Annotated in this window: 11 protein-coding genes; 6 read left to right on the top strand and 5 right to left on the bottom strand. The window is 61.1% G+C overall.

Annotation, left to right across the window (positions count from 1 at the left end; all coding sequences use genetic code 11):
* Positions 1-134 precede the first annotated feature (134 nt).
* From AC07RZ_RS00970 to AC07RZ_RS00955, 4 genes are all read left to right on the top strand, one after another.
* Positions 135-1181: a methionine ABC transporter ATP-binding protein gene (locus tag AC07RZ_RS00970; RefSeq protein WP_494666562.1), complete on the top strand. Its 1047-nt coding sequence runs from the start codon at positions 135-137 to the stop codon at positions 1179-1181.
* Positions 1181-1840, top strand: coding sequence for a methionine ABC transporter permease (locus AC07RZ_RS00965; RefSeq protein ID WP_494666561.1), 660 nt, complete (start codon positions 1181-1183; stop codon positions 1838-1840). Before AC07RZ_RS00970 ends, AC07RZ_RS00965 begins: the two co-directional genes overlap by 1 nt.
* A 66-nt stretch (positions 1841-1906) precedes the next feature.
* On the top strand, positions 1907-2716 hold the full coding sequence (locus AC07RZ_RS00960; protein WP_494666560.1) for a MetQ/NlpA family ABC transporter substrate-binding protein: 810 nt from the start codon (positions 1907-1909) through the stop codon (positions 2714-2716).
* A 119-nt stretch (positions 2717-2835) separates the two neighbouring features.
* Entirely contained in the window at positions 2836-3414 is a 579-nt protein-coding gene (locus AC07RZ_RS00955) for an ATP-dependent Clp protease proteolytic subunit (protein WP_144735984.1), read from the top strand.
* A gap of 87 nt (positions 3415-3501) precedes the next feature.
* Here the strand turns inward: AC07RZ_RS00955 and metE are convergent, their stop codons facing one another.
* On the bottom strand, positions 3502-5790 hold the full coding sequence (gene metE / locus AC07RZ_RS00950; protein WP_494666559.1) for a 5-methyltetrahydropteroyltriglutamate--homocysteine S-methyltransferase: 2289 nt from the start codon (positions 5788-5790) through the stop codon (positions 3502-3504).
* Positions 5791-5924: 134 nt separating this feature from the next.
* On the opposite strand from metE, the gene AC07RZ_RS00945 reads away from it, so the two are divergent.
* Positions 5925-6845 (top strand): LysR family transcriptional regulator, encoded by a 921-nt coding sequence (locus AC07RZ_RS00945; protein WP_092402093.1) that lies wholly within the window; start codon positions 5925-5927, stop codon positions 6843-6845.
* 9 nt (positions 6846-6854) lie between these two features.
* Here AC07RZ_RS00945 and AC07RZ_RS00940 read toward each other — a convergent pair whose 3' ends face one another.
* Positions 6855-7442, bottom strand: coding sequence for a CVNH domain-containing protein (locus AC07RZ_RS00940; RefSeq protein ID WP_342827774.1), 588 nt, complete (start codon positions 7440-7442; stop codon positions 6855-6857).
* A gap of 362 nt (positions 7443-7804) precedes the next feature.
* On the opposite strand from AC07RZ_RS00940, the gene AC07RZ_RS00935 reads away from it, so the two are divergent.
* A complete protein-coding gene (locus tag AC07RZ_RS00935; RefSeq protein ID WP_494666558.1) occupies positions 7805-9613 on the top strand; it encodes a M4 family metallopeptidase in 1809 nt (602 codons plus the stop codon).
* 66 nt (positions 9614-9679) lie between these two features.
* Here AC07RZ_RS00935 and AC07RZ_RS00930 read toward each other — a convergent pair whose 3' ends face one another.
* From AC07RZ_RS00930 to AC07RZ_RS00920, 3 genes are read right to left on the bottom strand one after another with little or no spacing between them, the layout of a single operon-like run.
* A complete protein-coding gene (locus tag AC07RZ_RS00930) occupies positions 9680-10210 on the bottom strand; it encodes a tetratricopeptide repeat protein (RefSeq protein ID WP_494666557.1) in 531 nt (176 codons plus the stop codon).
* Positions 10207-11406 (bottom strand): trans-sulfuration enzyme family protein, encoded by a 1200-nt coding sequence (locus AC07RZ_RS00925; protein WP_494666556.1) that lies wholly within the window; start codon positions 11404-11406, stop codon positions 10207-10209. Before AC07RZ_RS00925 ends, AC07RZ_RS00930 begins: the two co-directional genes overlap by 4 nt.
* Positions 11403-12785, bottom strand: coding sequence for a pyridoxal-phosphate dependent enzyme (locus AC07RZ_RS00920; RefSeq protein WP_494666555.1), 1383 nt, complete (start codon positions 12783-12785; stop codon positions 11403-11405). The genes AC07RZ_RS00925 and AC07RZ_RS00920 overlap by 4 nt, the downstream gene beginning before the upstream one ends.
* Between the last annotated feature and the right edge of the window lie 32 nt (positions 12786-12817).

Below are 12817 nucleotides of genomic sequence, written 5' to 3'. Positions count from 1 at the left end.
CGTCACAACATCTTTACCAAACGAAAATACGGCTTACCAACAGGATTGTTATATATAAATAACGATATATAACTTTGGCGTATATAGGCTCGCTGATAAAATGGCAAGCCTGACTGAATTCGTGAAGCAAACCTGTGATCCGCATCGAGCACCTGCATAAAACCTATCCGCTGGAACGCAATGCCAAAACCGCCGGCACTCCCGTCGCCGCATTGTCCGATATCAACCTGCATATCAAGAAAGGTGAAATTTTCGGCATCATCGGCCGCTCCGGCGCCGGCAAAAGCACCCTGATCCGCACCCTCAACATGCTGGAACGCCCATCCGGCGGACAAGTGCTGATCGAGGGCGAAGACATCACCGCGCTCGACAACAGCGGCCTGCACCGGCTGCGCCAGCGCATCGGCATGATTTTCCAGCATTTCAACCTGCTGGGCGCCAAGACCGTGGCCGCCAATATCGACTGGCCGCTGAAGATCACCGGCAAATACACGCAGCAGGAACGCGCGGCCCGGGTCAGCGAACTGCTGGAACTGGTCGGGCTCAGCGAGCATCGCGACAAATATCCGGCGCAACTGTCCGGCGGCCAGAAACAGCGCGTCGGCATCGCCCGCGCGCTGGCCAATACGCCGCACCTGCTGCTGTGTGACGAAGCCACCTCTGCCCTCGATCCGGAAACCACCCAGGCGATCCTGCGCCTGCTGCTCGACATCAACCGCAAGCTGGGCCTGACCATCGTGCTGATCACGCACGAGATGCAGGTGATCCGCAACATCTGCGACCGGGTGGCGGTGATCGAGGCCGGCCGCATCGTCGAAAGCGGCGATGTGGCAGAGGTGTTCCTCCATCCGCAACATGCGGTGACGCAAAGCATGGTCGCCGAAAGCACGCCGTTTTCAGCCGAGGCCGCATTGCTGCCGTCGGCCGTGCCCGGCGCCAGCCAGCTGCGCGGACTGCTGGTGCGCCTGACCTATGTCGGCGACATCACCTACCAGCCGATCCTGAGCAGCATCGCGGCCGCGACGCCGGCGCTGATCACCATCCTGCAGGGCACCATCGCCCGCATCAAGGACACGCCCTACGGCCAGCTGCTGGTGGAACTGCGCGGCGAACCGGCCGATGTAGCGCAAGTGTTCACCACGCTCGACCAGCACAACATCCGTCATGAGGTGCTCGCATAATGGATTTCTCTCTCATCGACTGGGCCGATATCTGGCAAGCCACCTGGGAAACCCTGGCCATGACCGGCTTTTCCCTGTTGTTCACGATACTGCTCGGCCTGCCGCTCGGGATCCTGCTGTTCATCACCGGCAAGCGCCAGCTGCTGGAACAACGCGGCATCTACCGCGTGCTGTCGCTGGTCGTCAACGTGCTGCGCTCGGTGCCGTTCCTGATCCTGCTGATCGTGATGATCCCGGTGACGGTGATCCTGGTCGGCACCTCGCTCGGCGTGCAGGGCGCGATCCCGCCGCTGGTGCTGGGCACCGCGCCGTTCTTCGCGCGCCTGGTTGAAAACGTGCTGCGCGAAATCGACCGCGGCGTGGTGGAAGCCTGCCAGGCCATGGGCGCCAGCAAGCGCCAGATCATCTTCGGCGCGCTGCTGCCGGAAGCCCTGCCCGGCCTGATCGCCGCCACCACCGTCACCGCGATCGCGCTGATGTCTTACGCCGCCATGTCCGGCGTGATCGGCGGCGGCGGCCTGGGCGACCTGGCGATCCGTTTCGGCTACCAGCGCTTCCAGACTGAAGTCATGGTCACGACCGTTGCCGTGCTGGTGGTGCTGGTGCAGGCGCTGCAGTTTTCCGGCGACCGCCTGGTGCAGCATTTCACGCGCAAATGATTTGTAAATGTCTTTTTTGCAGGTAATGCAGCAACGTTGTTTTTAAAATCCAAAATGGGAGTTTATATGTCACGCAAATTTTCACTGTCCCTGGGACTGGCCGCAGCCGTGTTCTCGACCTTCAGCCTGATCGCCGCCGCGCCGGCGCAAGCCGCCGACAAGCTGGTGATCGCTGCCACGCCGGTGCCGCATGCGGAAATCCTCGATTTCGTCAAACCGATCCTGGCCAAGGAAGGCGTCGACCTGCAGGTCAAGGTGTTCACCGACTATATCCAGCCGGCGGTGCAGACCAACGAGAAACGGGTCGACGGCAATTTTTTCCTGCACCAGCCCTACCTGAATGAATTCAAGAAGAGCCACAAGAACGATATCGAAGTAGTGATCACCAAGGTCCACGTCGAACCGTTCGCCGGTTATTCGGCCAAATACAAGAAACTGGCCGACCTGCCGGACGGCGCCACGGTCGCCATCCCGAACGACCCGTCCAACTCCGGCCGCGCCTTGCTGCTGCTGTCGCGCCAGGGCCTGCTGAAACTGAAGGATCCGAGCAATATTTCGGCGACCCAGAAAGACATCATCGAAAATCCCAAGCACCTGAAGTTCAAGGAACTGGAAGCGGCTACCTTGCCGCGCGTGCTGAACCAGGTCGACCTGGCCTTGATCAACACCAACTACGCGATTGAAGCCAAGCTCAATCCGGTCAAGGATTCGCTGTTCATCGAAGACGCCAATTCGCCCTACGCCAACCTGCTGGTTGCCCGTCCGGACAACAAGGACAGCGCCGCCGTCAAGAAACTGGCGGTAGCCTTGAATTCGCCGGAAGTGAAGAAATTCATCGAAGAGAAATACAAAGGCGCGGTGGTTCCGGCATTCTGATCGCCCGGATCGCTGTCAGGCAGCAATAACAAAAGAAGCCCTCGCGATTTGCGGGGGCTTTTTGGTTTACACTGGTTCTTTTGCGGTTAATGAACTCCCCAACACCTTAGAGGCACATCATGGAAGAAAAAGTGGAAACCAATGCATCCCAGCGCGACGCCTTCCTCGAAGAGAAAGCGTTCAAGTCACGCACCGTGCTGCTGTTCGGCCAGATCAACGACACCGTGGCGCGCGATGTCGTGCGCCAATTGATCGCTCTCTCCGGCGAATCCAAGGCGCCGATCAATTTCCTGGTCTGTTCGCCGGGCGGCCATGTGGAATCGGGCGATGTGATCCATGACGTGATCCGCTTCATCGACGCCCCGGTCAACATGATCGGCAGCGGCTGGGTCGGCAGCGCCGCAGTCAACGTTTTCCTGTCGGTGCCGAAAGAACGCCGCTTCTGCCTGCAGAATACGCGCTTCCTGATCCACCAGCCGAGCGGCGGCGTCGGCGGCCAGGCTTCCGATATCGCCATCCAGGCGCGCGAGATCATCCGCGTGCGCGAAAGGATCGGCGCCTTGATCGCCAAGGAAACCGGGCAGGATCCGAAAAAAGTCATGGCCGATATCGACCGCGATTTCTGGATGTCGGCGCCGGAAGCGATAGAGTATGGCCTGGTGTCCAAATCCATCGTCAGCGCCAGGGAAGTTTCATAAGCCAAGGTTGCGGCTGGCCGCAACCGGCTTGAAATAAGAGGCGAAAAAAAAGGGGCGAATGATATTCGCCCCTTTTTTCATCCCAGCTTATGCTGCCTTGCGTTCCTGCTCCACCGTCTCACGCAGGCGCTTGGCGGCCAGCACCATGTTCTCCAGCGCCTCGTATGTCTCGGGCCAGCCGCGGGTCTTCAGGCCGCAATCCGGATTGACCCACAAGCGCGCATCGGGAATCACGCCGCGCGCCTTGCGCAGCAGGCGCTCCATCTCGTCGACCTGCGGCACGCGCGGCGAGTGGATATCGTAGACGCCCGGGCCGATGTCGTTAGGATAGGCGAACTGCCCGAAGCCATCCAGCAGCTCCATGTCCGAACGCGACGTCTCGATGGTGATGACGTCAGCGTCCATCGCGGCGATCCACGGCAGGATGTCGTTGAATTCCGAATAGCACATGTGGGTGTGGATCTGGGTTTCGTCGCCGACGCCGGCGGCGCTGATCTTGAATGCCCGCACCGCCCAGTCCAGGTAATGCGGCCAGTCGCGCGACTTCAGCGGCAAACCTTCGCGGAACGCCGGTTCGTCGATCTGAATCATGCCGATGTTGGCCTTTTCCAGGTCGCACACTTCGTCGCGCAAGGCCAGTGCGATTTGCAGCGCCGTGGTTTCGCGCGGCTGGTCGTCGCGTACGAAGGACCATTGCAGCATGGTCACCGGACCGGTCAGCATGCCCTTCATCGGCTTCGCAGTGAGGGTCTGGGCAAACTGGCTCCAGCCGACGGTCATCGCTTCCGGACGGTAGACGTCGCCATAAATGATAGGCGGCTTGACGCAGCGCGAACCGTAGCTTTGCACCCAGCCGTTGGCGGTGAAGGTGTAACCCCACAGCTGTTCGCCGAAATACTCGACCATGTCGTTGCGCTCCGGTTCGCCGTGCACCAGCACGTCGAGGCCGAGCTGTTCCTGCTTCTCCACCACGTCGCGGATTTCTTCGCGCATCTTGTCGAGGTAGTCCAGGTGGCCGATTTCACCGCGCTTGTAGGCGGCGCGCGCCTGGCGGATTTCGGCGGTCTGCGGGAACGAGCCGATGGTGGTGGTCGGGAAAGCCGGCAACTGCCATTTGGCTTGCTGCTTGGCGATGCGGGCGGCAAAACCGGCCGAGCGTTCGGCGTCAGCCGCGGTCACCGCGGCCAGGCGCTTTTGCACCAGCGGATTGTGGATGCGGCTCGAACTGCGGCGGCTGGCCTGGGCCGCGCGCGAGGCAACGAATTGCGCTTCGACTTCAGCCGCTTTGCCGTTCAGCGCTAGCTTGAGGGCGACGATTTCCGCCAGCTTTTGCGTAGCGAACGCCAGCCAGCTCTTCAGTTCATCGTCGAGCTTGGGTTCATTGGCCAGGTCCACCGGCACGTGCAGCAGGGAGCAGCTTGAGGCTACCCACAGACGGTCGCCCAGTTGCGCTTGCAAAGGCTTGAGCTTGGCCAGGACCTGGTCGAGGTCGGTGCGCCACAGGTTGCGGCCGTCGACCACGCCGAGCGACAGCACCTTGTCTTGCGGCCAGCCGGCGGCGATCTGTTCCAGCTGATCGGCGCCGCGCACCAGGTCCAGGTGGACGCCCGCTACCGGCAGCGCGCGCAGCAGTTCGGCATGTTCGCTGACTTCGCCGAAATAGGTGGTCAGCAGCAGCGCCGGAGCGGTGCGGCTCAATTGCGCGTAAACCGGCGCAAAGGCGGCGCGCCAGGCGGCATCCAGTTCCAGCGCCAGGATAGGCTCGTCGATCTGCACCGACTCGATGCCGGCGGCGTGCAGGCGCTGCAGCAGTTGCTGATAGCCGGCTACAACCTTGGGCAGCAAGTCCAGCTTGTGCGCGATTCCTGATTTGATCTTGCCCTGGTACAGCAAGGTCAGCGGGCCGACCAGCGCCACCTTGACCTTGTGGCCGAGCGCGCGCGCTTCGGCAATCTCATCGTGCAGCCAGTCGACACCGCCGTCGAACTGCACATCGGCAGTCCATTCCGGCACCAGGTAATGGTAGTTAGTGTCGAACCATTTCGTCATTTCCATCGCGAAGTGATGCTTGCTGCCGCGCGCCAGGGTGAAATAGTCGGCCAGCGTCAGCTGTTTCGGATCGAAGCCGAAGCGGCTCGGAATCGCGCCCAGCAGGGCCAGCGTGCCCAGCACCTGGTCGTACCAGGCAAAATCGCCGACAGTGACGAAATCGAGGCCGGCATCGGCTTGCGCCTGCCAGTGGCGGGCGCGCAGCGTGGCACCGGTAGCGCGCAATGCGGCCTCATCGGAAGCGCCCTTCCAGAACGACTCCTGGGCAAACTTCAGTTCGCGGTGAGCGCCAATGCGCGGAAACCCTAATACGTGTGCCAATGCCATCTTTATCTCCATAAAAAACAAGTTCGATGACTCGCATGTTGGGCCAGCTTGGATTATGATTCAAACGATAAATATTAAGAATCAACTTGAATTTTACTAATACATCTTATTTGATTATCCTTTAAGCAACCAATATGCAATCCATCCTGGAATTACGCCACCTGAAAACCCTGCACGCGCTGCGCGAAGCCGGCAACCTGCTGCGCGCGGCGACGCTGCTCAACGTCACCCAGTCGGCGCTGTCGCACCAGATCAAGCAGCTGGAAGATCATCACGGCACTACCTTGTTTGAACGCAAATCGGTGCCGGTGCGTTTTACCCCGGCCGGCGAACGCTTGCTCAAGCTGGCGGATGCGGTGTTGCCGCAGGTAGCGGAAAGCGAGCGCGACCTGGTGCGGCTGGCGCAAGGCGTGGCCGGCCAGCTGCGGATTGCGGTGGAATGCCATACTTGCTTCGATTGGCTGATGCCGGCCATGGACATCTTTCGCAAACGTTGGCCGGAAGTGGAGCTCGATATCGTCTCGGGCTTCCAGGCCGATCCGGTCGGCCTGTTATATGAGCATCGCGCCGATGTTGCGATCGTGGCGGAAGTCGATCCTGACGAGAAGGTCGATTACCACGCCTTGTTCAGTTTCGAGATCGTGGCGCTGGTAGCGCATGACCATCCGCTGGCGGCCAAGGAGTACCTGGTGGCGGAAGACTTCGCCGGCGACACGCTGATCACCTATCCTGTGCCGGACGACATGCTTGACGTGGTGCGCCAGGTACTGAAACCGGCCGGCATCCAGACCGCGCGCCGCACCACCGAACTGACGGTGGCGATGCTGCAGCTGGTCGCCAGCCGGCGCGGCATCGCTACCTTGCCGATCTGGGCCGCGCAGAATTACCTGACGCGCGATTATGTGCTGGCCAAGAGGATCACCGCCGCCGGCCTGACCGGGCGGCTGTATGCGGCTTGCCTGCCGGAGATGTCGCAGCAATCGTACCTGGCCGATTTTGTCAGGACCACGCGCGAGAGCTGCTACGTCAACCTGCTGAGCGTAGAACTGCTCTGACAGCTGCGGCTACCTGTCGCATTGCAGGTAGCCGTTTATATTAGCGAAGCTGCCGCTGCGGCAGGAACGTATGGAGATGGAAGACCGTATCCTGCTGTTATCCCTGCCGCCGCAAGTTGCTTGCAGCGTGCCGCCGTAAACCCCGATCTCCGAGCAAGACTGGAGGTAGCTCCCAGGCGGCACGTCCCTGCTGGAACCGCCGTAGCCCCGATCGCCCCCGCCCATGCATTGCAGGTTGCCGTTGATGTTTTCAAAACTGCCGCTGCGGCAGGATGACAGGGGAATGGCCGTCCTGCGGCCGCCGTTGTCGCCGCCGCAAGTGGCTTCCAGCATGCCGCGCCGGACCACGATATCGCGGCAGGAATCGCGGTAGCTGCCGGGCGGCGTCCAGCCGCCGCGGTCGTCGTCGTAGCGGTCGTCGCGGCGGTCGCCGTAGGATGGGGAGTCGCCGTATCCGCCATAGGCAACAATCGGGGCATTGCCATAACCGCCGGCGGCAGCAGGCTGATACGGGTTATAACCGTCGTTGTACGGGCTTGCGGCGCAGGCGGCGAACGAGCCGCAGGCAATCAGGACCAGCATGGATTTGATTTTCATTTTTTTCTCCATTCAATGAAACATTTTGTATATGTGTAATTCTACTTCGACAGCATCAATTTCCTAGCGTTTCCTGACGTTTCCTGCCTTTATCCAGCCGCGCAGCACCCTGCTCCTCCTTCCTCATCCGGCGCCAAGCACCACCAACACATCCTGTAAGAAATAACAGCTGTTTCGGCTTCATGAATGCAGGTATGTTGCCGCATGGCATTCATTTTGTAACAATACGTAACTTTAGTCACGTATTTCCATCTGTGAAAGTCATCGCCGCTGTCCTCGATAGCCGGTTGAGTTTTTGTTCGCGAAGTATCTGGTCAATCTTATGAAATATCCACGCATCCATTTAAAGAGAGTGAGATAACATGAAGCCAGCATTACGTCACGTCGAAGGCCCTTTATTTCTTTCACTGCTGCTAGCAGCAGGCTCAAGCGCCATCGCAGCCGACCGCGTTGACCTTGAAAGCTACGCCCCGCAGGCAGCTGCGGCAAAACAGGCCGGACCGGTAACGGCGCAAGCCTTTCTCGGCCTCACCAGCGATGAACTGAAGCCGCTGCGCAGCCAGAACTATGCCAACGGCAAAGTCGTCACCCGCTACCAGCAATATTTCCAGGGCGTGCCGCTGTGGGACCAGGCGATTGTCGAACAACGCACGGCCAACCAGGCGCTGCCAGCCATGTCCGGCAGCCTGATCCGCAATATCGACAACGACCTGCCCAGCGCCAAGCCGGCCTACGCCGCAGCTGACGTGCTGCTGCAAGCCAAGTCGATTGCCCGCGCCGCGGTCACCGAAAACGAGCAGGCCAAGCTGTACGTCCAGCTCGGCAGCAACAATGTGGCGCAGCTGATCTATGTGGTGTCCTTCGTCAACAAGAGCGCAGCGAAGCCAAGCCGTCCATATTTCATCATTGACGCCAACACCGGCGCCGTCCTGAAAAAATGGGAAGGCATCACGCACTATGAAGCCAGCGGTCCCGGCGGCAACGCCAAGACCGGCCAGTACGAGTACCAGCCAGGCGGCATATACGGTCCGCTGGTTGTCGACAGCAACTGCAACATGATCACTACCAACGTGGTGACAGTCGACCTGCAAAACGGCACCAGCGGCAGCACGCCCTTCCACTTCACCTGCCCGCGCAATACATACAAGGCGGTCAACGGCGCGTTTTCGCCGCTGAACGACGCCCACTACTTCGGCAACGTCGTGTTCAACATGTACCGCGACTGGCTCAGCCTGCGCCCTATCAGCCAGACCCTGTACATGAAGGTCCACTACGGCAACAGCTATGAAAACGCGTTCTGGGACGGCAGCGCCATGAATTTCGGCGATGGCGCTTCCACTTTTTATCCGCTGGTTGCACTGGACGTATCCGGCCATGAAGTCAGCCATGGTTTCACCGAGCAGAATTCCGGCCTGGTGTACAGCGGCATGTCGGGCGGCATGAATGAAGCTTTTTCCGACATGGCCGGCGAAGCTTCCGAGAATTACATGAAGGGCACCAACGACTTCCTGGTCGGGACCGATATTTTCAAGGGCAGCGGCGCGCTGCGCTACATGGCAAACCCGACCCAGGATGGCCGTTCCATCGACAACGCCAGGAACTACACCAGCAGCCTGGACGTACACTACAGCAGCGGCGTGTACAACAAGGCGTTCTACCTGCTGGCTACCACCGCCGGCTGGAGCACCCGCAAGGCGTTCGAAGTGATGGCTGACGCCAACCACCTCTACTGGACTGCCAACAGCACCTTTAACCAAGGCGCCTGCGGTGTCGAGAAGGCCGCCACTAACCGCGGTTATGTCGTGGCCGACGTGACGGCGGCGTTCAAGGCAGTCGGCGTCAGCTGCAGCACCAGCAGCGGCAACGTGCTGGTCAAGGGCGTACCGGTCACGGGCATCGCACTTGCCACCGGCGCCAGCAACGTGTACAGCATCACGGTGCCGGCCGGCGCCAGGAACCTGAGCTTCCAGTTGTCCGGCGGCAGCGGTGACGGCGACATCTATGTCAAATTCAACGCGACGCCAACCACTTCGTCTTACGACGGCAAATCCGACGGCAGCACCACCTCGGAAAATGTGACGATAGGCGCACCATCGGCAGGCACCTACTACCTGCTGCTGAACGCCTACCGCTCCATCAGCGGCGTTTCGCTGGTAGCGAACTACCAGTAAGCGCAAGATAACAAGACCCCGGCCGCTCAGGCGCGACCGGGGTCTTGTTCAATACAGGCAGTTTGTTCAGGACCAGCTGGAAACGCTGCCCTTGAGAATTTCCGCAGCGTTGCCGGCTACCGAACGGTTGTAGCGCGACAAATGCGGCGCCAGCGTAGTAAGCGCAAGGCAGGCTGCTTCAACCGCCCGTCCCTGGACCAGGTACGTCAAAGCCAGGGTCGCCCGCGTTTCGTCGTACAGCGCCAAACCATAGCCCGCATCTGCATAGCGCTCAAGCTGCACCTTGACCAGTTGCTCGCTCTCCTCCAGCCGCCCCAGGATGCGCAAGGTGCTGGCCAGCTGTATGGTTGCCCGCGCCTGGCGATAAGGATCGAGTCCATGGCTTGCCAAGGCAGCCCGGTACAGCGGCTCCGCGGCGGATTCCAGCCCGGCGGTATCGCGCGCGCAAGCGCGCTCGAACAAGGCCAGGGCGTCATCCGCAGGCCGCTCCGCCGCCAGCGTATCAATGCGGCCGACCAGTTCCTCGGGCGGCATCGCATCCACCTGCTTCCAGAGCGCGGCTACCCGTGCTTCCCAATCATGCGCACCTTCGCTCATTGCTTGATGGCTGCCAGCGCGTTGCGCATATCGTTCTTCAGGTCTTCGATATTTTCGACCCCGACCGACAACCGGACCAGCGAATCGCTGATCCCCAGCTTGGCACGGTGTTCTGCCGGAATGGTGGCGTGGGTCATGATGGCCGGATGTTCGATCAGGCTTTCCACCCCGCCCAGGCTCTCGGCCAGCGCAAAAATCTCGCAGCGTTCCAGGAAACGCCTGGCGCCGGCCAGGTCGCTGTCGAGCTCCACCGAGATGATGCCGCCGTAACCCTGCATCTGGCGTTGCGCCAGCTCGTGCTGCGGATGCGAAGCCAGGCCCGGATAGTGGACCCGTTTTACCAGCGGCTGGCTTTCCAGCCAGCTGGCCAGCTCCAGTCCGTTTTGGCAATGGCGCTCGACCCGCAGCGCCAGCGTCTTGACGCCGCGCAAGGCCAGGAAGCTGTCGAACGGCCCGGCGATGGCGCCCACCGCGTTTTGCAGGAAAGCCAGGCGTTCGCGCCATTCCGCCTGGCGCGCTTCGCGGCCGACCACGGCGATGCCGCCGATGATGTCGGAGTGGCCGTTCAGGTACTTGGTGGTGGAATGCAGCACCACGTCAAAACCCAAAGTCAGCGGCTGCTGCACCATCGGGCTGGCGAAGGTATTGTCGGCGACCGCGATAATGCCGCGCTCGCGGCAAATCTTGGCGATCGCTTCCAGGTCAGCCAGCTTCAGCATCGGATTGGTCGGCGTCTCGACCCACACCATCTTGGTCTCCGGCCGTATCGCCGCCAGCAGGTTGGCAGGATCGACCAGGTTGACGAAGCTGAACGACAAGCCGGCGCTGCGCTTGCGCACCTTGTCAAACAGGCGATAGGTGCCGCCGTACAAATCGTCGCCGGCGACCACATGGGCGCCGCTGTCCAGCAATTCCAGGACGGTTGCGGCAGCAGCCATGCCGGAGGCGAAGGCAAACCCCTGAGAACCTTGTTCCAGGTCAGCCACGCAGCGCTCCAGCGCCCAGCGTGTCGGGTTGTGCGAGCGGCCGTAGTCGAGCCCCTTGTTGACGCCCGGGCTTTGCTGGACGAAAGTCGACGTGGCGTAAATCGGTGGCATGATGGCGCCGGTGGTAGGGTCGGGACTTTGCCCGGCGTGGATCACGCGCGTGGCGAAATGCAGGTCGGATTGATGTCCGGCGTCTTTGCTGCTGCTCATGAGAGACTCCTTCGAAGATGGTTGAGTAGATCGAATCGGGTAATCAGGCCGTAGAAACGGTCGCCGTCGGCAATGATGGCGACCAGGCCGCGGGCCAAGGTGCTGCGCAGCGCATCGACACTTGCTGTCGGCGCCAGTTTTTCGATCGCGCTGGTCATGGTGCTGCTTACCGGCTCGCTGAAATTGGCGGCGTCGGCGGCGATCTTGAGCAGCAGGTCGGATTCGTCGATGATTCCGATCACCTGCCGCTCTTGGCCGTCGATGACCGGCAGCTGCGAAACCTCGGCGCTGCGCATGCGGTTGAATGCGGTCATCAAGGTATCGCCTGGCGCCACGCTGATCACGCTGCCCTCTTCGTAGCGGCGGCCGATGATGTCGCGCAGGTCGCCGACGATCTCGCGCTTGAGCAAACCCTGGTCGTGCATCCAGTTGTCGTTGTACACCTTGGACAGGTAGCGCGTGCCGGTATCGCAAACGATGGTGACGACACGCTTCGGCTGGCTCTGTTCGCGGCAATAGCGCAGCGCCGCGGCCAGCAAGGTGCCGGTGGAAGAACCGCCGAGGATGCCTTCCGCGCGCACCAGTTCGCGCGCGCTGCTGAAACTCTCTTCGTCGCTGATCGTATAGGTATGCTTGACGCCGGACAGGTCGGCGATGGACGGCACAAAATCCTCGCCGATGCCTTCCACCGCCCACGAACCGGGGATCGATTCTATTTTTCCGGTATTGATGTATTCGGCCAGGATAGAACCCTTGGGATCGGCCAGCACAAATTCCAGCGCCGGCTGCGCCTTGCGGAAAAACCGCGTCAGGCCGGTGATGGTGCCGGCCGAGCCGACGCCGCAGACGATGGCGTCGAGCCGGTGCCCGCATTGCTCCCAGATTTCGGGAGCGGTGCTTTGTTCATGCGCCAGCGGATTGCTTGGGTTGTTGAACTGGTCGGCATAAAAAGCGCCCGGCATTTCGCGCGCCAGCCGCGCGGCATAATCCTGGTAGTACTCCGGGTGGCCTTTGCCGACGTCCGAACGGGTGATATGGATTTCCGCGCCCAGTGCCTTGAGGTGCTGTATTTTTTCTCCCGACATCTTGTCCGGCACCACCAGGATCACGCGGTAGCCCTTGGCGCAGGCCACCAGCGCCAGGCCCAGGCCGGTATTGCCGGCAGTAGCTTCGATCACGACGCCGCCGGGCCGCAGGCGGCCATCCTGCTCGGCCGCTTCTATCATGGACAGGCCGATGCGGTCCTTGATGGAGCCGCCGGGATTTTGCGATTCCAGCTTGAGGAACAGCTGGCAGCAGCCGGTATCGAGCCGCGTCACTTCTATCAATGGTGTATTGCCGATCAGGTCCAGCACCGCTGGGCGGCTCGATAAGTTCATGGGCAGGCCTTCCTGTTAGGAAATCGACAGCA

The sequence above is a fragment of the Collimonas sp. GW821-FHT07E08 genome, assembly GCF_059418905.1.
This window is presented reverse-complemented; position numbering and strand designations above follow the sequence as displayed.